At 60.4% G+C, this 25443-nt stretch carries 27 protein-coding genes and 2 pseudogenes; 17 read left to right on the plus strand and 12 right to left on the minus strand.

The annotated features are described in order from the left end of the window. The first annotated feature begins 164 nt into the window (after positions 1-164). The 4 genes and pseudogenes from FUU19_RS08020 to FUU19_RS08035 all read left to right on the plus strand — a co-directional run bounded on the left by FUU19_RS08020 (position 165) and on the right by FUU19_RS08035 (position 3396). Positions 165-608 carry an acetyltransferase gene (locus tag FUU19_RS08020; RefSeq protein ID WP_167324931.1) on the plus strand — a complete coding sequence of 148 codons (444 nt, stop codon included), beginning with the start codon at positions 165-167 and terminating at the stop codon, positions 606-608. 264 nt (positions 609-872) lie between these two features. Next, positions 873-1898: a methionine ABC transporter ATP-binding protein gene (locus tag FUU19_RS08025; protein WP_141970154.1), complete on the plus strand. Its 1026-nt coding sequence runs from the start codon at positions 873-875 to the stop codon at positions 1896-1898. Beyond that, positions 1891-2558 (plus strand): annotated as a pseudogene (locus tag FUU19_RS08030) (methionine ABC transporter permease). Before FUU19_RS08025 ends, FUU19_RS08030 begins: the two are co-directional and overlap by 8 nt. Positions 2559-2577: 19 nt before the next feature. Continuing rightward, the gene (locus tag FUU19_RS08035) at positions 2578-3396 is read left to right on the plus strand and encodes a MetQ/NlpA family ABC transporter substrate-binding protein (RefSeq protein WP_141970156.1); all 819 of its coding nucleotides are present in this window, start codon (positions 2578-2580) and stop codon (positions 3394-3396) included. Between the two features lie 35 nt (positions 3397-3431). Here the strand turns inward: FUU19_RS08035 and FUU19_RS08040 are convergent, their stop codons facing one another. Next, positions 3432-4076 carry a TetR/AcrR family transcriptional regulator gene (locus FUU19_RS08040; protein ID WP_141970158.1) on the minus strand — a complete coding sequence of 215 codons (645 nt, stop codon included), beginning with the start codon at positions 4074-4076 and terminating at the stop codon, positions 3432-3434. 176 nt (positions 4077-4252) lie between these two features. Between FUU19_RS08040 and bhsA (FUU19_RS08045) the strand changes: the two genes are divergently transcribed. The 3 genes from bhsA (FUU19_RS08045) (at position 4253) to dapF (ending at position 5948) form a co-directional block, all read left to right on the plus strand. Continuing rightward, positions 4253-4510 (plus strand): multiple stress resistance protein BhsA, encoded by a 258-nt coding sequence (bhsA, locus tag FUU19_RS08045; protein ID WP_230490179.1) that lies wholly within the window; start codon positions 4253-4255, stop codon positions 4508-4510. A 191-nt stretch (positions 4511-4701) separates the two neighbouring features. Beyond that, positions 4702-4959 carry a multiple stress resistance protein BhsA gene (bhsA, locus tag FUU19_RS08050; RefSeq protein WP_004939517.1) on the plus strand — a complete coding sequence of 86 codons (258 nt, stop codon included), beginning with the start codon at positions 4702-4704 and terminating at the stop codon, positions 4957-4959. 113 nt (positions 4960-5072) lie between these two features. Continuing rightward, entirely contained in the window at positions 5073-5948 is an 876-nt protein-coding gene (gene dapF, locus FUU19_RS08055; protein WP_141970162.1) for a diaminopimelate epimerase, read from the plus strand. Here the strand turns inward: dapF and FUU19_RS08060 are convergent. Both FUU19_RS08060 and FUU19_RS08065 read right to left on the minus strand, forming a co-directional pair. Further along, positions 5923-7221, minus strand: a complete 1299-nt coding sequence (locus FUU19_RS08060; RefSeq protein ID WP_141970164.1) for an SLC13 family permease — start codon at positions 7219-7221, stop codon at positions 5923-5925. The two genes, dapF and FUU19_RS08060, sit on opposite strands and share 26 nt — an antisense overlap. An 85-nt stretch (positions 7222-7306) precedes the next feature. Next, the gene (locus tag FUU19_RS08065) at positions 7307-8212 is read right to left on the minus strand and encodes a bifunctional helix-turn-helix transcriptional regulator/GNAT family N-acetyltransferase (RefSeq protein WP_033640995.1); all 906 of its coding nucleotides are present in this window, start codon (positions 8210-8212) and stop codon (positions 7307-7309) included. A 500-nt stretch (positions 8213-8712) separates the two neighbouring features. On the opposite strand from FUU19_RS08065, the gene amyA reads away from it, so the two are divergent. Beyond that, positions 8713-10203, plus strand: a complete 1491-nt coding sequence (amyA, locus tag FUU19_RS08070; RefSeq protein ID WP_099816738.1) for an alpha-amylase — start codon at positions 8713-8715, stop codon at positions 10201-10203. Positions 10204-10323: 120 nt separating this feature from the next. Next, positions 10324-11173 (plus strand): annotated as a pseudogene (locus FUU19_RS08075) (PA4780 family RIO1-like protein kinase). A gap of 9 nt (positions 11174-11182) precedes the next feature. Here FUU19_RS08075 and FUU19_RS08080 read toward each other — a convergent pair. Then, complete coding sequence (locus FUU19_RS08080; protein WP_230490177.1) at positions 11183-11401, minus strand: DUF7661 family protein; 219 nt, start codon at positions 11399-11401, stop codon at positions 11183-11185. A gap of 69 nt (positions 11402-11470) precedes the next feature. On the opposite strand from FUU19_RS08080, the gene FUU19_RS08085 reads away from it, so the two are divergent. Further along, positions 11471-12298, plus strand: a complete 828-nt coding sequence (locus FUU19_RS08085; protein ID WP_141970168.1) for an AraC family transcriptional regulator — start codon at positions 11471-11473, stop codon at positions 12296-12298. On the opposite strand, the gene FUU19_RS08090 is transcribed toward FUU19_RS08085, so the two are convergent. The 3 genes from FUU19_RS08090 to lsrG all read right to left on the minus strand — a co-directional run bounded on the left by FUU19_RS08090 (position 12274) and on the right by lsrG (position 14234). Further along, on the minus strand, positions 12274-12864 hold the full coding sequence (locus FUU19_RS08090) for a LysE family translocator (RefSeq protein ID WP_230490176.1): 591 nt from the start codon (positions 12862-12864) through the stop codon (positions 12274-12276). The two genes, FUU19_RS08085 and FUU19_RS08090, sit on opposite strands and share 25 nt — an antisense overlap. 83 nt (positions 12865-12947) lie before the next feature. Further along, the gene (locus tag FUU19_RS08095) at positions 12948-13853 is read right to left on the minus strand and encodes an EamA family transporter (RefSeq protein ID WP_141970173.1); all 906 of its coding nucleotides are present in this window, start codon (positions 13851-13853) and stop codon (positions 12948-12950) included. Between the two features lie 87 nt (positions 13854-13940). Beyond that, entirely contained in the window at positions 13941-14234 is a 294-nt protein-coding gene (lsrG, locus tag FUU19_RS08100; RefSeq protein WP_033642299.1) for a (4S)-4-hydroxy-5-phosphonooxypentane-2,3-dione isomerase, read from the minus strand. 193 nt (positions 14235-14427) lie between these two features. Here lsrG and lsrK point away from each other — a divergent pair, with 193 nt between their 5' ends. From lsrK to FUU19_RS08130, 6 genes are all read left to right on the plus strand, one after another. Beyond that, positions 14428-15993: an autoinducer-2 kinase gene (gene lsrK / locus FUU19_RS08105; RefSeq protein WP_230490175.1), complete on the plus strand. Its 1566-nt coding sequence runs from the start codon at positions 14428-14430 to the stop codon at positions 15991-15993. A 220-nt stretch (positions 15994-16213) separates the two neighbouring features. Then, positions 16214-17398, plus strand: coding sequence for an MFS transporter (locus FUU19_RS08110; protein ID WP_230490174.1), 1185 nt, complete (start codon positions 16214-16216; stop codon positions 17396-17398). A 59-nt stretch (positions 17399-17457) separates the two neighbouring features. After that, on the plus strand, positions 17458-18351 hold the full coding sequence (locus tag FUU19_RS08115) for a LysR family transcriptional regulator (protein ID WP_141970180.1): 894 nt from the start codon (positions 17458-17460) through the stop codon (positions 18349-18351). A 66-nt stretch (positions 18352-18417) separates the two neighbouring features. Beyond that, on the plus strand, positions 18418-18759 hold the full coding sequence (gene yajD / locus FUU19_RS08120; RefSeq protein WP_004939576.1) for an HNH nuclease YajD: 342 nt from the start codon (positions 18418-18420) through the stop codon (positions 18757-18759). Positions 18760-19030: 271 nt separating this feature from the next. Beyond that, positions 19031-19666, plus strand: coding sequence for an AAA family ATPase (locus FUU19_RS08125; protein ID WP_230490173.1), 636 nt, complete (start codon positions 19031-19033; stop codon positions 19664-19666). Beyond that, positions 19663-19965 (plus strand): hypothetical protein, encoded by a 303-nt coding sequence (locus tag FUU19_RS08130; protein ID WP_141970184.1) that lies wholly within the window; start codon positions 19663-19665, stop codon positions 19963-19965. Before FUU19_RS08125 ends, FUU19_RS08130 begins: the two co-directional genes overlap by 4 nt. A 47-nt stretch (positions 19966-20012) precedes the next feature. Here the strand turns inward: FUU19_RS08130 and FUU19_RS08135 are convergent, their stop codons facing one another. Beyond that, positions 20013-20768 (minus strand): CDP-diacylglycerol diphosphatase, encoded by a 756-nt coding sequence (locus FUU19_RS08135; RefSeq protein WP_230490172.1) that lies wholly within the window; start codon positions 20766-20768, stop codon positions 20013-20015. Positions 20769-21005: 237 nt separating this feature from the next. On the opposite strand from FUU19_RS08135, the gene FUU19_RS08140 reads away from it, so the two are divergent. Beyond that, positions 21006-21806 (plus strand): alpha/beta fold hydrolase, encoded by an 801-nt coding sequence (locus tag FUU19_RS08140; RefSeq protein WP_141973002.1) that lies wholly within the window; start codon positions 21006-21008, stop codon positions 21804-21806. A 28-nt stretch (positions 21807-21834) separates the two neighbouring features. On the opposite strand, the gene FUU19_RS08145 is transcribed toward FUU19_RS08140, so the two are convergent. From FUU19_RS08145 to FUU19_RS08160, 4 genes are read right to left on the minus strand one after another with little or no spacing between them, the layout of a single operon-like run. Then, entirely contained in the window at positions 21835-22560 is a 726-nt protein-coding gene (locus tag FUU19_RS08145; protein WP_230490349.1) for a substrate-binding domain-containing protein, read from the minus strand. Further along, positions 22553-23332, minus strand: a complete 780-nt coding sequence (locus FUU19_RS08150; protein ID WP_141970185.1) for an ABC transporter ATP-binding protein — start codon at positions 23330-23332, stop codon at positions 22553-22555. Before FUU19_RS08150 ends, FUU19_RS08145 begins: the two co-directional genes overlap by 8 nt. Continuing rightward, complete coding sequence (locus FUU19_RS08155; RefSeq protein ID WP_230490171.1) at positions 23325-24326, minus strand: FecCD family ABC transporter permease; 1002 nt, start codon at positions 24324-24326, stop codon at positions 23325-23327. The genes FUU19_RS08150 and FUU19_RS08155 overlap by 8 nt, the downstream gene beginning before the upstream one ends. Then, positions 24323-25372 carry an ABC transporter substrate-binding protein gene (locus FUU19_RS08160; RefSeq protein ID WP_197832950.1) on the minus strand — a complete coding sequence of 350 codons (1050 nt, stop codon included), beginning with the start codon at positions 25370-25372 and terminating at the stop codon, positions 24323-24325. The genes FUU19_RS08155 and FUU19_RS08160 overlap by 4 nt, the downstream gene beginning before the upstream one ends. Positions 25373-25443 lie beyond the last annotated feature (71 nt).

The raw sequence follows: 25443 nt of genomic DNA on the forward strand, positions 1-25443 counted from the left end.
CATTAACTTACTGAATTACAGTTGTTATACCGCTTGCAACAAAGCGGGCCTATTCGATCCACTGCAGAGGCGCTTTGCAGGGCGTTAACCCACGTTAATTCGGCACTAACCCCACAAAACCTCTATCTAGTTTTTTTCCTTCAACTTAGATAGCAGAGAGTTCGATGATTATCATCAGAGCACGCGCGGCGGAAGACAACGCGCAATTGGCAGATATCTGGCTGCGTTCGGTGCGCGCCACTCACCATTTTTTAACCGAAGACAACATCGCACAGCTGTTCCCGCTGGTGCTGAACGATTACCTGCCGGCGGTTAATGTCTGGGTAGCCGAAGAGCGTCCGGGGCATCCCTGCGGCTTTATCGGCCTGAACGGCAACAAGGTAGAGATGCTGTTTATCGACGCCGATCAGCGCGGCAAAGGGGTGGGCAAAGCGCTGCTGACCCACGCGGAAACGCTGCACGATGAACTGCAGCTGGACGTGAACGAGCAAAACCCGCAGGCCAGCGGTTTCTATCGCCACTACGGATTTGTCATCACCGGCCGTTCGCCGCTCGACGGCCAGGGCAACCCGTTCCCGCTGCTGCACATGAAGCTGGACAAACGCTAGCCCTCCCGCCGGCCGCCCTGCGGCCGGTTTTTCTCCCCCTGTTTCACCCGCCGCTTTATATATCAAATCAGAATAAGTAATAGATTTTACATTCTTCCTGTCACTATAAACCCTCGGTAGGATTGCCCGGTATTCACCCGCAACAGAGGTTCCGTCCGCCACTCCCCGCCGGGTTGTGCCCCGCAGAAAAGCCGAACGATCCCTGTCCGGCGCACCGCGCTCTGGACGGAATGCTGTGATGTATCGATAAGGATCCGCTTCGCTATGATCGTTCTTTCGAACGTTTGCAAAACTTTTGACAGCACACAGGGCCGCGTCGTGGCGGTAGACAACGTCAGTCTGGCGGTGGACGCCGGGCAAATTTACGGCATCATCGGCTACAGCGGCGCCGGCAAAAGCACGCTCATCCGCCTGCTTAACGGCCTGGAAACGCCCACCAGCGGCCGCATTGACGTAGGCGGCTTCGATATCGCCCGCGCCAAAGGCAGCCATCTGCGCCAGGCGCGCCTGAAAATCAGCATGGTGTTTCAGCACTTCAACCTGCTGTGGTCGCGCACCGTCAGCCAAAACATCGCTTTTTCCATGCAGATTGCCGGCGTGCCCAAGGCACAGATTGCGCCGCGCGTGGCGGAACTGATCGCGCTGGTCGGCCTGCAGGGGCGCGAAAACGCCTATCCGTCGCAACTCAGCGGCGGCCAGAAACAGCGCGTCGGCATCGCCCGCGCGCTGGCCAATAACCCGAGCGTGCTGCTGTGCGACGAGGCCACCTCGGCGCTCGATCCGCAAACCACCGACGCCATTCTCGACCTGCTGCTGGACATCAATCGTCAGCTGAAATTGACCATCGTGCTGATCACCCACGAGATGCACGTGGTGCGCAAAATCTGCCACCGCGTGGCGGTAATGGAAAACGGCCGCATCGTCGAAGAAGGCCCGGTGCTCGACGTGTTCACCCGGCCACAGCAGCCGATCACCCGGCAGTTCGTCAAGCAGGTGTCGCAGTATGCGGACACGGAAGAGAGCTTCAATCCGCTGCTCACCGCTCATCTGCCGGGGGCGATTTTCAAGCTGACCTTCGTGGGCGTGCAAACCCATCAGGCGGTGATCTCCGAAGTGATCCGGCGCTACGCCCTGACCGTCAACATTCTGCACGGCAAGATCAGCCACACCCTCAACGGTTCGTTCGGCGAACTGTACATTCACGCCGAAGGCAACGAACAACAAGTCGCCGACATGCTCAGCCTGCTGCACGAAAGAGATATCGCCGTCGAGGTTATCCAACATGATTGAATCCCTGTTCCCCCACCTGCGTCTGGACCAACTGTGGGACGCCACCTGGGAAACGCTGTACATGACCGGCATCGCCGGTTTGGCCACGCTGGTGCTGGGCATCGTGCTCGGCGTGCTGCTGTTTTTAACCTCGAAGGGCCAGCTGCTGCAGAACCGGGCGGTCTACTCGCTGATCTCGGTACTGGTCAACGTCTTCCGCTCTATCCCGTTCATCATTCTGATCGTGCTGCTGATCCCGTTCACCAAGTCGCTGATCGGCACCATTCTCGGCGCGGATGCCGCCCTGCCGGCGTTGATCGTCGGCGCGGCGCCGTTCTACGCCCGGCTGGTAGAGATCGCGCTGCGCGGGTCGACAAAGGGGTGATCGAGGCGGCGCGCTCGATGGGCGCCAAAAACCGCACCCTGATTTTCCGCGTATTGCTGCCGGAGAGCTCGCCGGCGCTGGTTTCCGGCATCACCGTCACCCTGATCGCGCTGGTGAGCTACACCGCGATGGCCGGGGTGATCGGCGCCGGTGGCCTGGGCAACCTGGCCTATCTGGAAGGGTTCCAACGCAACCACAGTGACGTGACGCTGGTGGCGACGCTGACGATTCTGCTGATCGTTTTCGTCATTCAGTTCATTGGCGACACCCTGACAAGAACGCTCGATAAACGTTAATTAACCAAGGAAAACGATGATGAAAAAGCACTTACTGATGTTGGCTTTCGCCTCCGTCGCTACCCTCGCCTCCTACGGTGCCGCCGCGGCGACCAAGCTGGTGGTCGGCGCCTCCAACGTGCCGCACGCCGAGATCCTCGAACAGGCCAAGCCGATACTGGCAAAGGAAGGCATCGATCTGCAGATCAAGCGCTTCCAGGATTACATCCTGCCGAACACCGCCTTGGCCAGCCACGACATCGACGCCAACTACTTCCAGCACGTGCCTTACCTGAACTCGGTGCTGAAAGACCACGCCGACGACAAGAGCTACGACTTCGTCAGCGCCGGCGCGATCCATATTGAGCCTATTGGCATTTATTCGAAAAAGTACAAGAGCCTGAAAGACCTGCCGGAAAACGGCAAAATCATCATGCGCGACGCGGTGGCGGAAGAAGGCCGTATCCTGTCAATTTTTGAACAGCAAGGCGTGATCAAGCTGAAACCAGGGGTGAGCAAGGTGGACGCGCGCATCGCCGACGTGGTGGAAAACCCGAAACACCTGAAGTTCCAGGCCAACGTTGAAGGCGCGCTGCTGCCGCAGATGTACAACAACGACGAAGGCGACGCGGTGGTGATCAACGCCAACTACGCCATCGACGCCGGGCTGAATCCGACCAAAGATCCGATCGCGGTCGAAAGCGGCGAAAACAACCCGTACGCCAACATCATCACCGTGCACAAAGCCGACGTGAACAAGCCGGAGATCGTGGCGCTGGTGAAGGTGCTGCACTCCAAGCCGATTCAGGACTTTATCCGCGAGAAATACCAGGGCGCGGTGATCCCGGTCAACCAGTAATGGGTTACACGGCCCGGTAAAAACCGGGCCTGTTGTTACACCTTATTGCCAATCTGGCTGAGCCGCGGCCACACCAGCATCAGCGCCTCCAGCAACCGCAACAAATCGTCCCGGCTTGCCCCTTCTCGCGCCTGTACCGACATGCCTTCAATGGTGCAAATCACGTATTTCGCCAGCAACGCGGTGTCGGTTTTCGCCAGCAATTCGCCCTGCTGCACCTTGCGGTCGAAGCAGACTTTCAGCGCCGCTTCCTGGGCATGATGTTTTTTGCGCAGCATCTGGGCGACGTCGTCGGAAGCAGACGACAGTGCCGCGGAGGCGCACACCATAAAGCAGCCGGAGGGGGTATCGGGATCGGTGAAGACCTGAACGGAAGAACGCACGTAGGCCTCGACGATCTCGGCCACCGGCACATCCTGTTCCAACAGCTGGTTGGTGCAGGTGGTGTATTTCTGCAGATAACGCTCCACCGCCGCGCGGAACATCCCTTCCTTGTTGCCGAACTCCGCATACAGCGTCGGTGCCTTGGCGCCGGTCACTTCCACCAGATCGGCCAACGAGGTGGCTTCATAACCGTGCCGCCAGAACAGATCGAGCGCGCTTTCCAGCGCCCGGTCGCGATCAAATTGTTTTGGTCTGCCACGGCTTTTCTTGCCGCAGACCGCTTCATTGATGCTCATCGTTCCTCTCCTATCCCGCTCCACGGCAGGCTTAGCACAAATAACTTAACGATCATTATAAAAAAATATTGCGCGCTCGTCGAGAACCGATTAGCATTTAGTTATCGATCGTTAAGATAAATTAGCGAACCGGATTAAAACCCTCTATTCACCGTTATCGGAAAGGAATTAACATTATGAAAAGCTTAAAATTAACCTTAGCATCCCTCACTCTGGCCAGCGTTTCCTTCGGCAGCTTCGCCGCTGATTTAGTCCAGCATCAACCGGCAGACCAGCAGAAAGTCGGCGTCATTACCGTCAGCGGCGCATCCGACTTGACCTCACTGGAAAGCAGCCTGGCTGCCAAAGCCGATCAGGCCGGTGCCAAATCCTTCCGCATCACCAGCGCCGGCGGTAACAACCAGCTGCACGGCACTGCAGAAATCTATCAATAACAACGTATTAGGCCAACTGATTGCCTGTCCTTTTGCTCACAACGCCAGGGCGTAAAAAAAATTAATTAACGAGCATTAAAAAATACTTGCAATCTGTCAAACCGGCCTCTAACATTAAATTATCGATCGTTAATTAATTTAACGACCTTACCAAACAGACATTGTAAAGAACACAGATAGGAAATAAGACCATGAAAAACCTGAAAATGACCATCGCTGCCATCGCACTGGCTTCCGTCTCCTTCGGCAGCTTCGCCGCCGAACTGGTGAACGCACAACCCGCCGACCTGCAAAAGGCCGGCGTCGTTACCGTCAGCGGTGCGTCTGACCTGAGCAGCCTGGAAAACAAACTGGCAGCCAAAGCCGACGCGGCGGGCGCAAAATCCTTCCAGATCATCGCCACCACCGGTGACAATAAACTGCACGGTACCGCGATCATCTACAATTAATGGCCAGATAGGCAATCGTGCAAAAGGGCGGCTCAGGCCGCCTTTTATTTGTTTTGACGCCAACATTCTGTTGTAAGCTGTAGCCACCTTTTCTTGCTGAGCCGAGCAACGCCATGACTCCCCTGCTGTTTCATAAATATCACGGCCTGGGCAACGACTACCTGATATGCCAGCGTTCGGTCGCCGATCGTCTGAGCCAGGAACAGATCCGCCTGCTGTGCCACCCGCATTACGGCATCGGTTCCGACGGCCTGCTGATCGACAGCGGCGACGCCGTCAATCCCACCCTGCGCATCATCAACCCGGACGGCTCCGAAGCGGAGAAAAGCGGCAACGGCCTGCGTATCTACGCGCGGTATCTGTTCGACAGCGAGCGCGTGGGGCATCAGCCGTTTCTGGTGCACACCGCCGGCGGCGACGTGCGTTGCCAAGTGGCGGAAGACGCGCATCAGATAACCGTGGAGATGGGGCGCGCCAATTTCAGCCCGGCGGCGCTGCCGGCCTTGATCGATCTGCCGGAGGCGCTGAACTATCCGCTGCCCCTGATGGAAGAGACGTTATGCGTTTCGCTGGTGTCGATGGGCAACCCGCACTGCGTAGTGCCGGTGGAAAAACTGGATCTGGCGCAGGTGCATCGGCTCGGACCGCAGATTGAGCGCCATCCGCTGTTCCCGAAACGCACCAATGTACAACTGGTGGAAGTGGTCGATCGCCAGACGCTGCGTATCGGCATCTGGGAGCGCGGCGCCGGCTTTACCCTCGCCTCCGGCAGCAGCAGCTGCGCCGCCGCCAGCGTGATGCGCAAGTTGGGACGAGTCGGCGATCGGGTTAGCGTACGGATGCCGGGCGGCGAACTGCAGATCGCCTTCAGCGGCGATTTTCAGGTCAGCATGCGCGGACCGGTGCATAAAATCGCCACCCTGACGCTGGACGAAGATTGTTTTGCCGGCGGCGCGGGGCTGTTTACGGGATCCACCCCAGCAGCCTGAACCACAGATAATCCAACGGCACCAGCAGTGCGAAGCTGAGCGCGGCCAACAGCAGGCACAGCTTCAGCCCTTCTCGCGCCGGTACTTTGCCCATCCCCATTGCCACCACGATCGGCGAGGCCTGATACGGCAGCAACGGCGTGGCATAACCGATCACCTGGGTCATCAACACCGTCAGCAACGGCAGGCCGCTGCCTGCGGACAGCGCCTGTGCCAGCGGGGTAAACAGCGCCGGCACGCCGTTGGCGGTCACCACGAAATTCAGCAACGCGGTGATCCCCACCAGCGAACCGAATGCGGTGAACGGCTTGCCGTGCAGATCCGGCATCATCGCCAGCAGCGCACCGCCCAGCCGATCGCCAAGACCGGAGTGGCTGACCAGCGCGGTCAGCCCCAGGATCCCCGCCACGTAAATGCAGGTGCGCACGTTAACCCCGGCGGCGAACTGCTCACCGTTGAGAAAACCGATGCGCGGCAGCAGGCAGACGCAGGCCGCCGCCAACCCGATCCAGGCGGGAGCAATGCCGTGCCAGCTGTCGGACATCCACAGCAACACCGTAATGCCCAACAGCGCAATCAGCCGCCACTCGGCGGCGCTGAGCGGCGTTTGCCCCGCCTCGGCCACCACCGGTTGCGGCCGCGCACGGAACAGGCCGCAGATGCATAGCGTCAACAACGCGCCTTTGGCCAACCCGAGCACCGGGGCATGCAACAGCAGATAAGAGAGATAAGCGAAGTGGCTGCCGTAGGCGCTTTCCGCCGCGCCGCTCATCACCAGGTTGGGCACGTTGGCCGGCAAAATGCTGGCGGAGAGCTGGAAGGTGCCGAACCCCACCGCCAGCGCCAAACCGATGCGGCCGCGCGTGCCTTCCGCCAGACCGGCGCGATCGGCCAATGCCATGACGATCGGCATCAGCAGCGTAATGCGCCCCATGTTGGAGGGCATGACAAACGCCAGCGCGTAGCTTATCGCCACCACGCCGCCCACCAGACGGGGCCAGGAACCGGCCAGGTGCGGCAAGAGCCGGTTGGCCAGGCGATCCGCCAAGCCGGTGCTGCGGATGGCGGTGCCCAGCACGAAGCCGCTGAGCACCAGCCAGAATGCGGAAGACGCGAAACCGGAAAAGGTCACCGCAGCGGGCGCCAGCTGCAACACCATCACCGCCGCAAAGAACAGCAGCGCGACCAAATACTCTGGTAAGCGGGCGCTGGCCCATAGCGCAATGACCACCAGCGTGACCAGCGCAGACAGCGCCATCGGATCCGCCAACATAGTTTTCCTCCCTGATAAAACGTTGTGATTGTTATCAAACGGTTAACAGGGTGACACAAGGCGCGGGCGCTAACCTTGAAACCGCTCACATATCGTCGTTCTGCAAATTTTTCAGCATGCACACATTACAGCCGTGGTGGCCGGTATTGCCGCGCCGTTCCGTCAGCAGCGTGAAACCCAGCGCGTAATACAGCCCAATCGCCTCTTTCAACTGTTCGGTGGTTTCCAGATAGCAGTAGCGATACCCTGCCGCCCGCGCCGCCTTCAGCGCCTGCACCACCATATAGCGCGCCATGCCCAACCCACGCACACCGGGTTTGAAGAACAGTTTTTGCAGTTCGCAATAGCCGGGCTCTTCGCCGGCCAGCGGCGCCATGCCGACGCCCCCCACCACCTGCCCGTCCCGCTCCAACACCCAGTAGCGGCCACCGTTGTCCCGATACAGGCCGGTCAGCCGATCGAGATCCGGATCGTGCAGGCTGACCCCTTCCATCTTGTCCATGCCATACTCGCGAAACACGTCGCGAATGATCGCCGCCATCGCCGCATCGTCGCGCGCGGCAATCGGCCGCACCCGCAGGTTGGCGTCGCGCTGTTTGCGCGCGCTGCGCAGCGCCGCGGTCATCTTTTTCATCGCCGCAGTGGTACTCGCCAGCTCATCGTCGTCCAACTGCGCCAGCGCCGCCTGCATAAAACCGTCGGCGTCGCTCTCGATGCCGGCCAGCGCCTTACCGCCCTTTTTACTCAGCCGATGCAGGTTGTGCCGCTTGTCATCCGGATGATCCACCGTTTCTATCACGCCGGCGGCCACCAGGCTGCGCAGCGCCCGGCTGGCGCTGGCCTTGTCGATGCAAAGCCGGGCCGCCAGCTCGGTGACGCCCAGCGGCTGCTCGCTGACTTCGATCATCAGATGGATCTGCAGCGGCGAAAAGCGAGAGCCGTTGCTCTGCTTGTTCAACATGCCGAATTCTCTGACCAAACTGCGCGCCAATGCTCTGAAATCCCTGATGTTCACGGCGTTATGCTCCCCTGTACTTCCACCTTCACGCTGCGTTGGATGGATTATTGGTTGATAGTGTTACCTAATTTAGAACATAACGATAACGCATAAACAATTGCGAATGAATAACCAACGGGGCATCTGAATATGTCAAAACATTTCATTAACCAGAATTTAAAACCATTTAATTTATTATTTTAAAAACTTAAATCCAAATTAACATTTAAAATTAAAATAAAAAACCAATGAAAATGGGAGTAAAAACATCAAAATTTGACAGAACAAAAAATAAAGCAAATATCTATTTGAAAAATAGTTAATAAAAACTAAAACGTGAAAACTTGATAGCAGCAACTTAATCGCTATCCCGTCAATATCGGTTACATATTTACGCCTGCCTTCGCGCGCCTCCCTGCGCCATTGTCCCTTTTGCCAAAAGTAGCCCATGCTTTAACTGCTCCTCTCCTTCTGGCTAACCGGGACGCTGGCTCATGACGAAAAAAACCACCCTGCTGCAATTCTTCCACTGGTACTACCCCGACGGCGGCAAACTGTGGCAGGAGGCCGCCGAGCGCGCCCCGCACCTGGCCGAACTGGGCATCACCGACCTGTGGCTGCCCCCTGCCTGCAAGGGCGCTTCCGGCGGTTACTCCGTCGGCTACGACACTTACGATCTGTTCGATCTGGGCGAATTTGACCAGAAAGGCAGCGTGGCCACCAAATACGGCGACAAAGCGGCGCTCGAACACGCCGCCACGACACTACGCGAACACGGCGTGGGGGTACTCTACGACGTGGTGTTCAACCACAAGCTCGGCGCGGACGAAAAAGAACAGGTACACGTGTTCAAGGTGGACGCCAACAACCGCAACGACATCGACGACCAGGGCTTCGACGCGCTGGCCTACACCCGCTTCACCTTTCCCGGCCGCCAGGGCGTGCATTCCGAGTTTATCTGGGATTACACATGCTTCAGCGGCGTCGACTACGTTGAGCAGCCGGACGACAAAGGGGTGTTCAAAATCGCCAACGACTATGGCGACGACGGCTGGAACGATCAGGTCGACGACGAAAAAGGCAACTACGACTATCTGATGGGCGCCGACGTGGAGTTCCGCAATGCCGCCGTGACGGAGGAGCTCAAATACTGGGCGCGCTGGCTGTTGGAAAGCCTGCCGTGCGACGGCTTCCGTCTGGACGCCGCCAAACACATTCCCGCCTGGTTCTTCAAAGAGTGGGCGGATCACGTGCGCGACAGCGCGCAGCGCGACCTGTTTATCGTTGCCGAATACTGGTCGCACGATCTCGGCGCGCTGCAACAATACATCGAGTTGGTGGACGGCAAGGTGATGCTGTTCGACGTAGCGCTGCACCTGAAGTTTCATCAGGCGTCGAAACAGGGCGACGGCTTCGACATGGCGCAGATCTTCACCGATACCCTGACCGCCGCCGATCCGGCCCACGCGGTGACGCTGGTCGCCAACCACGATACCCAGCCGCTGCAATCGCTGGAGGCGCCGGTGGAACCCTGGTTCAAACCGCTGGCCTACGCGCTGATCCTGCTGCGCGAACAGGGCGTGCCCTGCGTGTTTTACCCCGACCTGTATGGCGCCAGCTACCGCGACAAGGGGCGCGACGGCGGCGAGTACCAGATTGACATGCCGGCGATCCCGGAGCTGGAGAAGCTGATCGCCGCCCGTCAGCGTTTCGCCAACGGCCCGCAAACCGACTACTTCGATGACAGCCACTGCGTGGCCTTCAGCCGCGCCGGCACCGCCGAGGCCCCCGGCTGCGTGGTGGTGCTGACCAACGGCGGCGAGAGCGGCAAGACCGTCGCACTGGGCGCCGATTTGGCGCACACCGCCTGGCGCGATTTCCTCGGCAACCGTCAGGAGGAAATCACCACCGACGACCAGGGCAGCGCCCATTTCCCGGTCAACGCCGGCAGCGTCAGCGTCTGGGTGCCGGCCGCCAGCCTGTGAGGCCCCGCCGCCGCGCAATGATGACGCGGCGGCAAAACTAATGTTTGCCTTTCGGGTCTAACTTACGCTATCAACTGCGCAAGCCATTCACACCGGAGCCTAAATAGGGTACAAGGCTGCATGAAAATTCCAAAACGACTCCAGCCGCTGGTTGATGACGGGTTAATCGACGACGTCATCCGCCGGTTGAAAAGCGGCAAAGAAGCCGACGTGTTTATCGTGCGCTGCGGCGATGAGATCCGCTGCGCCAAAGTGTACAAAGAGGCCGAGAAGCGCAACTTCAAGCAGGCCGTTCACTATCAGGAAGGGCGCAAGGTGCGCAACAGCCGCGACGCGCGCGCCATGAGCAAAGGCTCCAAATTCGGCCGCCAGCAGCAGGAAGAAGCCTGGCAAAACACCGAAGTGGACGCGCTGTATCTGCTGGCCAAGGCCGGTGTGCGGGTGCCGCAGCCGGATATCTGCCTGGACGGCGTGCTGCTGATGGAGCTGATCACCGACGAAGAAGGCCTGGTGGCGCCGCGCCTGAGCGATGTCATCCTGACGCCGGAACAGGCGCGGGCCGATCACGCCCTGATGATGGAACTACGCGGTGCGCATGCTGTGCGCCGGGCTGGTGCACGGCGATCTGTCGGAATTCAATGTGCTGATGGATAAAGACGGGCCGGTGATCATCGATCTGCCGCAGGTGGTGGACGCCGCCGCCAACAACCACGCCAAAAGCATGTTCGAGCGCGATATCGGCAATCTGGCGGAATATTATGGCCAATTCGCGCCAGAACTGCGCGACAGCCAATACGCCAAAGAGATTTGGGCGCTGTATCAGGAAGGCAATCTGACGCCGGACAGCGCCCTCAGCGGCCGGTTCAGCGAAATCCAGAAGCGCGCCGACGTCGGCTCGGTGCTGGAAGAGATCCAGGCCGCCAGCGAGGAACACCAGCGCCGCATCATGGCGCGCAACGCGGAAGAGTAACGCGCCGCGCTATTCGACGCGAAACGCGTCCGGTCGCTGCGGCGTCGCCGCCTCGTGATAGATATCCCCCAGATAGCCGGCGATCTCCTCTTCGCGCAGATCGGCCGGCAGCACGATATCGTAGCTGGGGGCATATTTGCGCTCCGGCAGCGTCACGCGGAACAGCCGCCATTCGTCCCCGATGCGCTTCACGCCCAGCAGACGGCCGAACACGTTAAAAATCATCATCCGCCATTCCCCCTCTCGTCGCTTTCAGGCTATAACACTGTGATGCCGCCGCAGTGAAAAGGAAAGCGTATGAGTGAAAAAACGCCGCAGTTCTGGCGCGATCCGCAGTTGCCGTTCGTCGAAGCCCGCGCCATCGCGGATGGCCGCCAGGTGTGCTACAGCCTGCACAGCCACGAATTCTTTTCCATCGGCGCCATCACCGGCGGCGTCAGCACCTATGTCAACGGCGAGCGGCGCATGCAGGTCAGCGCCGGCGATCTGGTTGTCATCAACCCGCAGCAGGCGCACGCCTGCAACCCCATCGCCGATCGCCGTTGGTCGTACATCATGTTCTATCTCGATCTCGCCTGGCTCGGCGCGCTGCAGCAGGAGCTGCTCGGCAGCGACGGTGACCGTTTTGTTCCGTTCAGCCAGCCGCTCAGCCGCGATCCGGCGCTGTTCCAAGGCCTGAACCGGCTTTATGCGCTGCTGACGGATCCGCTGTGCAGCGCGCTGGAAAAACAGATCGCCATGGTGGAGTATTTCAGCGCCCTGCAGATCGGGCTGGGCGGCGGCGGCCAGCCGGAGACACCGCCGCATACCCGGCTGGAAGCGGCGGCGGCGTTTATCGACGCGCACTGCACCCAGCCGCTGACGCTGGACGATATTTGCCGCGCCGCCGCGCTCTCGCCCTCTTACCTGATCCGCGCCTTCCGCCAGCGTTACGGCATGACGCCGCACGCTTATCTGGTCAATCGCCGCGTGCAGCACGGCCATCGGCTATTGAAAAGCGGCCTGCCGATCGCCGCGGCCGCCAGCGAAAGCGGCTTTGCCGATCAGGCGCACTTTCAGCGCACCTTCAAACAGCTGCTGGCCGCCACGCCCGGCCAGTATCAAAAACCTTCCGCCAGCAGATAGCAGGCGCTGACCGCCAACAGCAGCGCCATCGCGCGGTTGAAACGCCGCACGTTGCGCGCCTGCCTGAGGAGGCCGCGCAGCATCGCGCCGACATAGGCCCAGCAGGCCACCGAGACATAGCAAATCACGAAGTAGAGCCCGGCGAACTGCCACAGCAGCCGGATGTCGCCGTCGCCGACAAAGGCGCCGAGACTGGCCACCGACGCCAGCCATGCCTTGGGATTCAGCCATTGCATCAGTGCGCCGTACCAACAGGAAGGCGCCTGCGCCGCGCCGTTGCCCAATCTGCCGTCGTCAAATGCCAGCCGATAGGCCATAAACAGCAGGAAGGCCACGCCGGCCCACTGAATCAAGCGCGTCAACGCCGGCCACAGGATCAGCAACTGGTGCATGCCCAATCCCAGCAGTAACAGCAACAGGGTAAACCCCAGCGTGGCGCCGAACACGTGACGCTGGGTCACGCCAAAGCCGAATTGCGCCCCGGCGCTCAATGCGACGATGTTGACCGGGCCAGGGGTGATGGAGGCCGCCAGCGCAAATGCGGCCATGGAAAGGTAGATATTCATGATAGGCACCTGAGAAAATATTCACAGGTGCCAGAGTGCCTAGCCGCGCCAACAACGTATTGAACAGAATTACCCTGTTCAGTTTAGCGCACGGCGACGGCCCGACGACGCGGCAGCCCAAAGGTGTTGACCGCCATACCGGCCAGCACCAGCAATGCGCCGCCGAACTGCGCCGGCGACAGCGCTTCGTCCAGCAACAGCCAGGCGGCGAACAGCCCGACCAGCGGCACCAGCAGCGTCAGCGGCGCAACGCGCCAGGTTTCGTAGCGCCCCAGCAGGCTGCCCCACACCGAATAGCCGAACAGCGTAGCGGCGAACGCCAGATAGGCAATCGCCAGCCAGGTGCCGACCTGCACATGGCTCAGGCTGCTCAGCACCGCCTGCGGACCATCGAACAGCCAGCTGCAGACCAGGAACGGCACGACCGGGATCGGCGCACTCCACACCACCAGCGACAAAATGTTGCGCTGTGGGAAACCGGCCAGGATCTTCTTGTTGGTCAGGTTACCCAGCGCCCAGGAAAACGCCGCCGCCAGGGTCAGCAGCAGGCCTGCCAGAGGGACCGCGCCGCTGCCCGGCTTATGCAGGCTGGCCTGCGCCAGCACCAGCATGCCGCCGCTGGCGATAGCGATGCCGACGAAATGGTTGACGCGCAGCTTTTCCCCCATCAGCACGACCCCCAACAGCAGGGTGAAGAACACCTGCGCCTGCAGCACCAGCGAGGCCAGCCCCGCCGGCATGCCCAGCTTAATGGCGACGAACAGAAAGGCAAATTGCGCGAAGCTCATGGTCATGCCGTACAGCAACAGCCATTTCCATGGGATCGTCGGGCGCGGGATAAAAAAGATCGCCGGCAACGCCACCAGCAAAAAGCGCATCCCGGCCAACAGAAACGGCGGCATGCCCTGCAGGCCAAACTTGATTACGACAAAATTCACGCCCCAAATCACCACCACTAACAGCGCCAACAGCCGATCGCGCAATGTCATCCTCGCCCCGCTTATCCCATTGAAAATTCGCTTTACCTTGCAGATTACAACCAAACCGGGGACATGGACACCGGCAAACGCCGGCGCTTATTCCGGCATCAGGCCGATAAAGGTGGTCTTCTTGCGCGGGCCGGTCATCAGCGCTTCCAGCTTCTCCACGCACTGCAGATAGTGTGGGGTCTGCTTATGCGCCGCCACCGCCTGCTCGTCGCGATAGGCTTCGTAGATATAAAACCGCGTCGGAATATGCTCATCCTGCAGCACGTCGAAACGCAGGTTGCCCGGCTCTTCGATCGCCCCCAGATGATTGGCGCGGAAAACGTCGATAAATTCGTCGATTTTGTCCTGTTTAACGTTGATCTCTACCAATGTGACGTGCATGACAGCTCCTTGTTTGAACGGCGCGCCGTAGTATGGCGCTTTCCAACCATAGGTTTATTCCCGTCGATTGCCCTGCCGCAACGGCAATTTTGCCGCCTGGCTCACAAATCGCATCGGCGATGCCCGCCTCACCCCCGGCGAGGGAAGACGGCGGCATCTATAGTTAACACTCCTCCCCCTGAGAGCATAGGCTATGGATAACTACTTGATGGCGCTGGATGCAGGAACAGGCAGCATTCGCGCGGTGATCTTCGATTTGGCGGGCAACCAGATCGCACACGGCCAGGCGGAGTGGCAACACCTGGCCGTGCCGGGCGTGCCAGGCTCGATGGAGTTTGACCTCAACCGCAACTGGCAGTTGGCCTGCCAGTGCATCCGCCAGGCGATGCAACGCGCTGGATTGAGCGCTCAGGCGATCCGCGCGGTGGCCTGCTGCTCGATGCGCGAAGGCATCGTTCTGTACGATCGCAACGGCGTGCCGATCTGGGCCTGCGCCAACGTCGATGCGCGCGCCAGCCATGAGGTCAGCGAACTGAAGGAACTGCATCATCACGGCTTCGAACGTGAGGTGTATCAGTACTCCGGCCAAACGCTGGCGCTGAGCGCCATGCCGCGCCTGCTGTGGCTGGCGCACCACCGGCCGGACATCTATCGCCAGGCGGCGACGCTGACCATGATCAGCGACTGGCTGGCCAACATGCTGAGCGGCGAGCTGGCGGTCGATCCCTCCAACGCCGGCACCACCGGCATGCTGGACCTGACCAGCCGCGACTGGCGGCCGGCGCTGCTTGATATGGCCGGGCTGCGCGCCGATATTCTGTCGCCGGTGAAAGAGACCGGCAGCGTGCTGGGGCGCGTCACCGAACAGGCGGCGCAGGAGAGCGGGCTGCTGCGCGGCACCCCGGTGGTGATGGGCGGTGGCGACGTGCAGCTCGGCAGCCTGGGGCTTGGCATCGTGCGCGCCGGGCAGACAGCGGTGCTCGGCGGCACCTTCTGGCAGCAGATCGTCAACCTGCCGGAGCCGGCTATCGATCCGGAGATGAACATCCGCATCAACCCTCACGTCATTCCCGGCATGGCGCAGGCGGAATCCATCAGCTTCTTTACCGGCCTGACCATGCGCTGGTTCCGCGACGCGTTCTGCGCCGAAGAGAAACTGCTGGCGGAGCGGCTGGGCGTCGATGCCTATAGCCTGCTGGAAGAGATGGCGGCCAGAGTGCCGCCGGGCGCCTACGGCGTGATGCCGATCTTTTCCGACGCCATGCATTTCAAAACCTGGTATCACGCGGCGCCGTCGTTCATCAATATGTCGATCGACCCGGAGCGCTGCAACAAACAGACGCTGTTCCGCGCGCTGGAGGAGAACGCCGCCATCGTCTCCGCCTGCAACCTGGAACAGATCGCCGCCTTCTCCGGCGTGCAGGCGCGCTCGCTGGTGTTCGCCGGCGGCGGTGCGAAGGGTAAACTGTGGAGCCAGATCCTCAGCGACGTCACCGGGCTGACGGTACGGGTGCCGGTGGTGAAAGAGGCCACCGCGCTGGGCTGCGCGATCGCCGCCGGCGTCGGCGCCGGGCTGTACGCGTCGCTGGCCGAGACCGGTGAGCGCCTGGTGCGCTGGGAGCGCGAGCATCAGCCGGACATGACCCATCACGCGCTGTATCAGGAACAGAAAGAAACCTGGCGACGGGTCTACGCCGATCAGCTGACGCTGGTGGACAACGGCCTGACCACCTCGCTGTGGAAAGCGCCCGGGCTATAAGCGCCACGCGGCATTCGGTCATAACCTTATGCCGTTTTATTCCTTTCCCTTAGGCGCGGCGCAAGCCGCGTTTTCACTCGCCGCCGCGATTGTTCCCCCTCAGAAACAGTGTAACCACCGCAGATGGATTTATCCGCGACTTGCACCTGCCGTAGATTGTGACTTCGGTCACACCGTGCCCCGAGCGCGGCCTGCGCATTCACCTGAGACGAGCGGCATTATGCTGAATAATAAAGATAACCCTGCATCATCCCCGTGGCCGGCGATCTTCTCGCTGACGGTCGCCTGTTTTGTCATGGTCACCACCGAGTTTTTGCCGATCGGCCTGTTGACCAACATCGCCCCCTCGCTCGGCGTCAGCACCGGCACCGCCGGACTGATGGTCACCATGCCCGGTATCGTGGCGGCGGTGGCCGCCCCCGCATTGAGTCTGATGTCCGGCCGTCTGGATCGGCGTTTACTGATGTTGGGGCTATCGCTGCTGCTGATCGTCTCCAATTTGGTGGCGGCATTGGCCATCAACTTCCCGATGATGCTGCTGGGCCGCGTGCTGCTGGGCATCTGCGTCGGCGGCTTCTGGTCGTTCGCCGCCAACTACGGCCGCCATCTGGTGCCGGAAGCCAGCCAGGGGCGCGCCACCGCGCTGATCCTCAGCGGTATCTCGGTCGGCGCGGTGTGCGGCGTACCGGCCGGGGCGCTGATCGGCGATCTGTTCGGCTGGCGCGCCGCCTTCTTCGGCGGTGCGGCATTGGCGGTCGGCGTGCTGTTGGCGCAGCTGCGTTTGCTCACGTCGGTACCGCCTTCCCGGCCAGTCACGCCGCGCGATCTGGTGCTGCCGCTGCGCTTGCCGATGGCGCGCATCGGCCTGATCGCCATCGTGCTGCTGTTCATCGGCCACTTCGCCGCCTACACCTATCTGCGGCCGCTGCTGCAACAGGTGTTCGTCCTCAGCCCATCGGCTATCTCGCTGCAGCTGTTGGCCTACGGCGCCATCGGCCTGCTGGGCACCTTCCTCGGCGAGCGTCTGGGAGAATACAGCCTGCGCGCCACCTTTATTCTGATCGCCGCCATGCTGGCGGGCATTTTAATCGTTTCGCCGCTGCTCAGCGGCCTCGGCGGCGCCACGCTGATGGTGTTGATATGGGGGCTGGCCTTTGGCGCCGTGCCGGTATGCGCCACCAACTGGATGTTCGCCGCCGTACCGCAGGCGCCGGAAGCCGGCCAGGCGCTGTTGGTGTGCGTCATTCAGATCGCGCTGGCTTCCGGCGCACTGCTGGGCGGCGAGGTGGTGGACTGGCAGGGCGTCAGCAGCGCCATGCTGTTCGGCGGCGCGCTGATCCTGTCCGCCACGCTGGTGTTCGGCCTCAGCTTGCGCTCCGGCGCGATTGGCGCTAAACAGTGTTAATCATTATCTATCTGCAGAAACATGCCCCGGCCGTCGCCGGGGTATGGCGTTGAGAACCTATGGACCATCATTTGCTCGCCATCCGGGTATTTAACCGCGTGGTGGAAACCGGCGGCTTTACCCGCGCCGCCGAGTCGCTGGGCATGCCGAAAGCCACGGTGACCAAGCTGATCCAGAATCTGGAGGATCACCTGCAGACCAAGCTGTTTCAGCGCACCACCCGCAGCGTGTCGGTCACCCGCGAAGGCGAATGTTATTACCAGAATACGGTGAAGTGGCTGGCGGATTTGCAACAGATGGAAGGCTGCCTGACCGAGTCGCAAAGCTCTCCGCAGGGCGTGCTGCGCATCGACACCGGCGGCGGCACCGCACGCCGCCTGCTGCTGCCTGCACTGCCCGACTTTCTGGCGCGCTACCCGCAGATACAGATCGATCTGAGCGTCGGCGACCGCGTGATCGATCTGATCAGCGACAGTGCCGACTGCGTGATCCGCAGCGGCCCGCTGGCCGACTCCAGCCTGATCGCCCGGCGCCTGTTCGATTTGGACTGGGTCAGCTGCGCCACCCCGGCCTACCTGGCGCTTCACGGTACGCCGCGCCACCCGTGCGATCTGGAGCAGGGTTTTCCGATGGTGCACTATCGCCACCCGCTTAACGACCGCATCCATCCGCAGCGCTATGCCGAACACGGCCAAGAGATCGCCATTCAACAGCGCTACCCGGTCAGCATCAATGAAGGCAACGCGCTGCTGGCGGCGAGCCTGGCCGGATTGGGCATCATCCAGACCTATCGCTTTATGGCGCAGCCGCACCTCGACAGCGGTGAGCTGGTCAGCCTGCTGCACGACTGGCAGCCGCCGCCGGAACAGATGTACGTGGTCTACCCGTCCAATCGCCACCTCAGCGGCAAGCTGCGGGCGTTTATCGACTGGGCGGTGGAGACGTTTCGCTAGCGGCAGGATGAGCCGCACGCAGTGTGGTATTATTTACCGCATAGTGATTCACGACGGACAACCACCATGGCCTATATCCCCAAAAACTATGCGAAGCTGGAAACCGGCTACCGCGAAAAAGCGCTGAAACTGTTCCCCTGGGTGTGCGGGCGCTGCTCGCGCGAATTCGTTTATTCCAACCTGCGCGAGCTGACGGTGCACCATATCGATCACGATCACAGCAACAACCCGGAAGACGGCAGCAACTGGGAAATGCTGTGTCTGTATTGCCACGACCACGAACACTCGAAATACACCGAGGCCGATCAATACGGTTCGACGGTGGTGGCCGGTGAAGATGCGCAAAAAGATATCGGCGTCGCCACCCACAACCCGTTCGCCAACCTGAAGGCGATGATGAAGAAATAATGTCGGCAACAGCTTAATAGGTCACTAACTTATTAAGCTATTAAATTAATAGAACTCACCTCCGCATCGCCACTTCCCAGAGAATTCCTACTTACCCACCCGGGCAATTCACCGCAAAATAAGCTGCGCAGTTAACAACATACTGGCTTGGCAAGCCGCCTCAGTTGGTGCATATTGTTCGCGAGTTGTTCTTGTTAACCTGTTTGATTATCAACCTAATAAGCGCATTAACTTAATAAGTTACCTGCTTAATAACTTGAGAGATGGCAGCATGATTGTTCTGATTGGCTCGCAAAAAGGCGGCGTCGGCAAGTCGACGAAAGCGGTGAATATCGCCGGGTATTTGATTCTTAAGCAAGGCAAGACGGCGATCATCGTCGATGCCGACGACCAGAAATCGATCATGACCTGGTACAACGACCGTCAGAACGTCGAAGGGTTGCCGCACATTCCGGTGGTGGCCGCATCGGGCAAAATCAAGGAAACGCTGCTGGAGCTGGATCGCCATTACGACTACGTGATCGTCGACACCGCCGGCCGCGACAGCGCCGAATTGCGCTCCGGGCTGCTGGCCGCCGACCTGTTCCTCTCGCCGCTGCGCCCTTCGCAGATGGATCTCGACACCATCGACTATCTGTCGGAGATGTTCTCCACCGCGCAGGAATACAACGAGAAGGTCAAAGGCTACATTGTGCTGAACATGTGCCCGACCAATATCTTCATTAATGAAGCCAACGAAGCGGCGCAGGTGCTGAGCGAATACCCGGAGTTCACCCTGGTGAGCAACCGTCTGTGCGACCGCAAGATTTACCGCGACGCCTGGGGCGAAGCCATCACCGTGCATGAGGCGAACAACGAAAAGGCGCAGAGCGAAATTGAATGCCTGGTGAAAGAGGTGATCCTGTGAAAAAACGCACCCCCACCCACCGCATGTCGGAAGACGAATTCATCAACAGCGCCACCTCGCACACGCTGCCGGTCGCGGCGCCCGCGCCGGAAGCCAAACCGGCCGGCCGCAAGCGCACCTATAAGGCGATTTCCGTCAGCCTGACGGACAACCACATTGAAGCCATCGATGAGGTGATCGTCCAGGCGGCGCGCAGCGGCATCGTGCGCATCACTCGTTCCGACATCATCAAGCTGGCCATCGACGGATTGGCGGAAAAAAGCGAAGCGCAGCGGCTGGAACTGCTGAAGAAGCTCTGACCGCCCGACAGCCGCCGGCTAACACAGCCGGCGGGTTATCATCACCTTCAGTTCCCCGCCACTGCGCATTGATAGTCCTGAATTTCGCCGGCCGAGCCCAGGTTCAGATCGGTCAACTTCAAGCGGTTCGCCAACAGCAGCATCTCGCCTTGTGGGCTGACCGCCAGCGCCAGGCCATAATTGCCGATGCTGTCGCCCTGCTCGACCACATAGTTGTGCAGTAAACGGAAAGGATCTTCCTGAGTTAAATCGGTGCCCGCCAATTTTCTGGCCAGATATTGGTGGCCGACCAATTTCACCGCCAGCGGGCGCCACTGTTGATCTAATTGCTCCGCCTGCTGCCCCAGCGCGTTATAGACATCCTGACGCAGGCAGGCAACGTGAATATGCAGCTGATTCTGAGAGCGACCATATTCCGAATTGACCACCAGAGAAAGCCACGCATCTTTTAGCGGTTTACCCAACTCGCTGGATATATGTTCCCGGTTATTCCACGCCTGGGCGAAATAAGGCGGCGCGTGCTCCGTCTGCAATGCCGGGCTCTCGATGCCGCTGACCTTTTCGGTTGGCATCACCAGGTCGTGATAGGGGCCTTTGCTGTCCTTAAACAACACATAACCTTCGGTTAAATCTACCTTTAAGCAGGGCGCCGGATCGTTGTTCTGCTGCTGATTGGGCACGCACTGTTGGCTGACGATTTGCCACAGCGCATTCGGATTACCACGCCCGAAGAACCACCACAGCACCGCCGCCAGCAGCAAAATGACAAGCAAAATAATTAATAGTCTGAAAAGTCTTTTCATCGCAACACCCTGTTTATCTATTCCATCTCGAAAGGGGCGCCAGCATAAACCAAGGCTCTGGCGTCGACCAGAATATTATCCTTAATGTCACCTTTCATTGACGTCTTGTTAGCAATGGATAATTAAAAATAAGCTTCCACCTGAGTAATTTAAGGTAAATTAATACCGTGGGTTGAATATGAGTGTGGTATAAGCAGCCGGGACTCTTTTTTATAAGGAACCGATAAGATGCCAACGATGGGCAAATCCCTGCATTATCTCGACGTAGGTTCAGGCTTTCCATTGCTGCTGGGCCACAGCTATTTGTTCGATCTGAACATGTGGGCGCCGCAGTTCGAAGCGCTGGCTAAACGCTACCGCCTGATCGTGCCGGATCTCTGGGGCCACGGCGATTCACCGGCGCTGCCGCCCGGGCGAAACAGCCTGTCGGATATCGCCGCCGATCATTTGGCGCTGATGGATCATTTGGATATTGAAGAGTTCGGCATCGTCGGCCTGTCCGTCGGCGGCATGTGGGGCGCCGAACTGGCGGCGTTGGCGCCGGAGCGGGTGAAAGTGCTGGCGCTGCTGGACAGCTACCTGGGCGACGAAACCCCAGAAGCGCGGCAGCGTTATATGGGCATGCTGGCGGCCGTTGAACAGGCCGGCGCCATCACGTCGCCGCTGCTGGAATATATCGCCGCGCAGTTTTATTCCGACGAGGTGCCCGATGCGTTGTCGCAGCCGTTGCTGGCCCATCTGCAAAGCCTGCCCGCCGATCGTCTTCGCGAGAGCATCGTACCGCTGGGCCGGATGATCTTCGGTCGGCCCGACAAGCTGCCACTGCTGGAAAACATCACCGCCGCCAGCATCGTCATCACCGGTGCGCAGGATAAACCGCGCCCGCCGGCGGAAGGCCAGCGTATGGCCGATCTTCTCGGCTGTCGGCACGTGCTGATCCCCAACGCGGGGCATATCAGCAACAAGGAAAATCCGGCTGCGGTCAATGAAACGCTGCTGGCGTTTTTAGCTGAAAACACCACGCCGCTATTCTGGTAAGATTCTCCGGGCCGCCAGGCCCGGCGAGTCACCCCGTGCGCCGCATAAATCCGTATCGGCTCAGTATATCCTGCCCTTGTTCGCTCAAGATAAATGCGGCCAGCCGCTGCGCGCCATCATCCAACAGGCATAAACCATAATCCGCCTCGATATCCAACGGCGGCGCCAGCGGCCGCACCGCCAACGCCGGGTAGGCCGCTAAAGCCGGAGCATAGCTGGCATAACCGAGAAAAATATCCGCCTGCCCGCGGGTTATCAGATACTCCGCCGCCAGTCGGCCTGCCGGCACCGGTGCAGAATCTATCCCGCCGACTAACGGTAACGCCCGCCGGCGTAGCGCTTCCCCTTGCCCCGGCCAGTATTGCTCGCAGCGTTCGAAGAGCCGCTGTGCATAATCGCCGGAAGGATCCGCTCCCGGTGTCGAAGTGGCCAGCCGCCAGCGCGGATCGCACAAGACCTCAGGAAGCGGACGCTCGGTTAATGCCGGCACGTTGCGAACCGTCACGCAGAGCCGATTGCGCGCAAAAACCTGCACCGCCCCCGCCATCCCGAGATCCGCCAACCTTTGCGGGTGCGCCACGTTGGCCGAGGCGAACAGCTGCGGCCGCTCGCCGTTCTCTATCCGTTGGCGCAACAACCCCGCCGGGCCGAATTCCGCCGTGACTTTTTGCCCGGCGTGTCGCTGAAACGCCGACAGCAGCGGCGCAAACGCCAGCCGCAGGCTGCCGGCGGCAAACAGCAGGATATCACTCATCATGTCGCTCCATTTGGCTGCGATACAGCGGCACCAGCGTCGCGTAGCGGCGGCCCGCCACCGTCAGCGGCACCCGTTCGATCGCCAGCTCGAACAGAGGTGACAGGGATTGCGCCGTTAACACCTCGCGGCAGGCCCCTAGCCGGCTACGCCCTTCCTTGCCCAGCAGCAAAGCCCGATCGGCGACCGCGTGAGCATGGTTGGGCTGATGCGTGGAGAACACCACCGCCAACTGCTGTTCCCGCGCCAGGCGCGCCATCAGGCTCAATACCCGATCCTGGTAATGCAGATCCAGCGCCGAAGTCGGTTCATCCAGAATCAACACCTCGCAGCGCATCGCCAATGCGCGGGCGATCATCACCAACTGGCGTTGGCCGCCGGATAGGCTGCCAAACTCACGCTCTGCCAGGTGCTGTAAATCCAACGACTGCAACGCTTCTCTGGCCAGCCGATGATCCTTGGCTGACGGGGAACGGAACAGGCCGACATGGCGTGCTCGCCCCATCAACACGATATCCAGCACCCGATAGGCAAACGGCGGCGAAAAGTGCTGCGGGACAAAGCCTATCTCACCGCTGCGCTCAATCTCGCCGGATTGCGGCATCAGGCTGCCTAACAACAGCTGCAGCAGCGTGCTTTTACCGCGCCCATTCGGGCCCAATACCGCCAGCACTTCACCGCGCCGCAGCTGAATATCCAGGTGTTGGAACAGCGGGGGCCCGCCAGGCCAGGCAAAATTCACGCCCCTGGCAGCCAATAACGCGTCAGTCATGCCAGCCTCTTACTTGCGCGCGGCGCAACAGCAGCGCGAACAGCGGCGCGCCAATCAGCGCGGTCAGGATACCCAGCGGGATTTCGCTGCTGCTCAACGTGCGTGCCAAATCGTCGATCAACAGCATGTACAGGGCGCCCAGGCAAAGCGAAGCCGGCAACAGGCGCCGGTGATCCGGCCCCACCAGGCGTCTTGCGACGTGCGGTATCACCAGACCGACCCACCCGATGCTGCCGCTGACCGCCACCTGAGCGGCCACGATGGCGGCACACAGCGTCAGTATCAGCCAGCGGGTACGCTCAACGTTGATGCCGAGCGCACCGGCATCTTCATCGCCTAACGACAGCAGATTGATGCGCCAGCGCAGCGCCAGCAGCAGACCGCCGGCCAACAGTAAAGGCAAAAACAGCATCAGCAGCTTTTGCCGATCGGCGGTGGCAAAGCTGCCGAGCAGCCAAAACACGATGCTCGGCAGCTTCTCTTCGGTATCCGCCAGATATTGCATCAGGCTAACGCAGGCGGAGAAAAAACCGCTGAGGATCACCCCCGCCAGTACCAACGAGAGAATATTGCGCCGTGCAATGGCGCTGGTGAGGGTGAAAATCAACAGCAGCGCCGCCATGCCGAAAACAAAAGCCGACAGCAGCAGCGCCGCCAGCGGCAGGCTGAGCAGGATAGCCAGCGTGCCGCCAAACGCCGCGCCGGAAGACACGCCGATAATATGCGGATCGACCAGCGGGTTGCAAAAGACGCCTTGCAAAGCCGCGCCACACAGGGCCAGCGCCGCGCCGGCGCCCATCGCCAACAGCACCCGCGGCACGCGCACGCCCAGGATCACCTGACGTTGGATAGCATCGATGCCTGCATAATGCTGCCCGGTGAACGGCTCCAGCAAAATCATCAGGCTGTGCGTTATCGGCACCTGAAAGCGGCCAACGCCGAGCGAAAACAGCGCACAGCACAGCGTCAGCAGCGCCAGCCAACCCAGCTTCATTGCCCGCTCTGGCAACAGGTGGCGCGGTAATAGCGTTGATAGTAAGTATCGACCCGCTGCTGCAGATTGATATCGGCAAAACGCTGCGGGTAAAGTTTTTTCGCCATCCACAACTCACCCAACGCCATCGCCTCCGGCATCGGATATCCCCAGGCCTTGGCGTACTCCGGCATCAGGTAGACCCGCTTATTCTTCACCGCGTCAATCGGCTGCCACTGCGGTGACGTCAGGATCTGTTTCACCACGTCCGGGTAGCGTTCTTGCACAAAAATCACCGCCGGATCCCACTTCAGGACATCCTCGATAGAGACCTGTTTAAACCCCTGAATCTCTTTCGCCGCCACGTTGAGCGCACCCGCGTGCCGCATCATCAACCCGGTATATTTGCCGGCACCGTAGGTGGTGAGATCGGGGTTGGCCATATACACCCGCACCCGCCGATCGTCCGGCAGCGTGCCCAGCCGTTCGGCGACCAGGGCACGCTGCTGAGTGACGTCCTTAATCAGCGCTTCAGCTTGAGGCTGACGCTCCATGACTTCGCCAATCAGCCGAATACCGTCCTGCAGCCCCAGCGTATAGGCCCGATCTTCATCGCTCAGCTGGGGGTTCATTTTGCCCGCCTGATCGGCCGCCTCGCGGCGCAGCGAAATAGCCACCACCGGAATGCCCACCCGTTCGATCTGCGCAATCATTTCCGGCGGCGCATAGTTGGCCACAAACACCACCTGTGGATGCAGGCCGAGCAGGCTTTCAATATTCACCGAAGTCAGATCGCCCGGCATCGGCAGGGTTGCCAGCGTCGGTGCCAGCCGCAGGTAGTTTGGCCCCAGCTGCTTTTTCCAACTGCTGAGCACGCCGACCACCTGCGGCATCGCATCAAGCTGCACCAACAGGTTCAGCGTCTGGTGTTGCAGCACCACGGCACGGGTAATGTGATCGGGCAGCGTGACCTGACGGTTGAGCTGATCGGTGACCTGGCGATCCGCCAGGGCGGCGGTAGAGAACAACGCGAGCGCCAGCATCAGGCGCGGGAGAAAGTTAAACATGGCAGTGACCGGTTGATTATCGTTATATAGCTAATAATATAGCGATGAGCATGGCGAAACAATCAGCGAGA

The organism is Serratia montpellierensis (assembly GCF_020858655.1).
In the GTDB taxonomy this organism is placed as follows: Bacteria; Pseudomonadota; Gammaproteobacteria; order Enterobacterales; family Enterobacteriaceae; genus Serratia; species Serratia montpellierensis.

Excerpts from the sequence above, each read along its gene's own strand:
- FUU19_RS08020 (WP_167324931.1), top strand. The coding sequence starts at position 165 with ATGATTATCATCAGAGCACGCGCGGCGGAAGACAACGCGCAATTGGCA.
- FUU19_RS08025 (WP_141970154.1), top strand. The coding sequence starts at position 873 with ATGATCGTTCTTTCGAACGTTTGCAAAACTTTTGACAGCACACAGGGC.
- FUU19_RS08035 (WP_141970156.1), top strand. The coding sequence starts at position 2,578 with ATGAAAAAGCACTTACTGATGTTGGCTTTCGCCTCCGTCGCTACCCTC.
- FUU19_RS08040 (WP_141970158.1), bottom strand. The coding sequence starts at position 4,076 with ATGAGCATCAATGAAGCGGTCTGCGGCAAGAAAAGCCGTGGCAGACCA.
- bhsA (WP_230490179.1), top strand. The coding sequence starts at position 4,253 with ATGAAAAGCTTAAAATTAACCTTAGCATCCCTCACTCTGGCCAGCGTT.
- bhsA (WP_004939517.1), top strand. The coding sequence starts at position 4,702 with ATGAAAAACCTGAAAATGACCATCGCTGCCATCGCACTGGCTTCCGTC.
- dapF (WP_141970162.1), top strand. The coding sequence starts at position 5,073 with ATGACTCCCCTGCTGTTTCATAAATATCACGGCCTGGGCAACGACTAC.
- FUU19_RS08060 (WP_141970164.1), bottom strand. The coding sequence starts at position 7,221 with ATGTTGGCGGATCCGATGGCGCTGTCTGCGCTGGTCACGCTGGTGGTC.
- amyA (WP_099816738.1), top strand. The coding sequence starts at position 8,713 with ATGACGAAAAAAACCACCCTGCTGCAATTCTTCCACTGGTACTACCCC.
- FUU19_RS08080 (WP_230490177.1), bottom strand. The coding sequence starts at position 11,401 with ATGATGATTTTTAACGTGTTCGGCCGTCTGCTGGGCGTGAAGCGCATC.
- FUU19_RS08085 (WP_141970168.1), top strand. The coding sequence starts at position 11,471 with ATGAGTGAAAAAACGCCGCAGTTCTGGCGCGATCCGCAGTTGCCGTTC.
- FUU19_RS08090 (WP_230490176.1), bottom strand. The coding sequence starts at position 12,864 with ATGAATATCTACCTTTCCATGGCCGCATTTGCGCTGGCGGCCTCCATC.
- FUU19_RS08095 (WP_141970173.1), bottom strand. The coding sequence starts at position 13,853 with ATGACATTGCGCGATCGGCTGTTGGCGCTGTTAGTGGTGGTGATTTGG.
- lsrG (WP_033642299.1), bottom strand. The coding sequence starts at position 14,234 with ATGCACGTCACATTGGTAGAGATCAACGTTAAACAGGACAAAATCGAC.
- lsrK (WP_230490175.1), top strand. The coding sequence starts at position 14,428 with ATGGATAACTACTTGATGGCGCTGGATGCAGGAACAGGCAGCATTCGC.
- FUU19_RS08110 (WP_230490174.1), top strand. The coding sequence starts at position 16,214 with ATGCTGAATAATAAAGATAACCCTGCATCATCCCCGTGGCCGGCGATC.
- FUU19_RS08115 (WP_141970180.1), top strand. The coding sequence starts at position 17,458 with ATGGACCATCATTTGCTCGCCATCCGGGTATTTAACCGCGTGGTGGAA.
- yajD (WP_004939576.1), top strand. The coding sequence starts at position 18,418 with ATGGCCTATATCCCCAAAAACTATGCGAAGCTGGAAACCGGCTACCGC.
- FUU19_RS08125 (WP_230490173.1), top strand. The coding sequence starts at position 19,031 with ATGATTGTTCTGATTGGCTCGCAAAAAGGCGGCGTCGGCAAGTCGACG.
- FUU19_RS08135 (WP_230490172.1), bottom strand. The coding sequence starts at position 20,768 with ATGAAAAGACTTTTCAGACTATTAATTATTTTGCTTGTCATTTTGCTG.
- FUU19_RS08140 (WP_141973002.1), top strand. The coding sequence starts at position 21,006 with ATGGGCAAATCCCTGCATTATCTCGACGTAGGTTCAGGCTTTCCATTG.
- FUU19_RS08145 (WP_230490349.1), bottom strand. The coding sequence starts at position 22,560 with ATGAGTGATATCCTGCTGTTTGCCGCCGGCAGCCTGCGGCTGGCGTTT.
- FUU19_RS08150 (WP_141970185.1), bottom strand. The coding sequence starts at position 23,332 with ATGACTGACGCGTTATTGGCTGCCAGGGGCGTGAATTTTGCCTGGCCT.
- FUU19_RS08155 (WP_230490171.1), bottom strand. The coding sequence starts at position 24,326 with ATGAAGCTGGGTTGGCTGGCGCTGCTGACGCTGTGCTGTGCGCTGTTT.
- FUU19_RS08160 (WP_197832950.1), bottom strand. The coding sequence starts at position 25,372 with ATGTTTAACTTTCTCCCGCGCCTGATGCTGGCGCTCGCGTTGTTCTCT.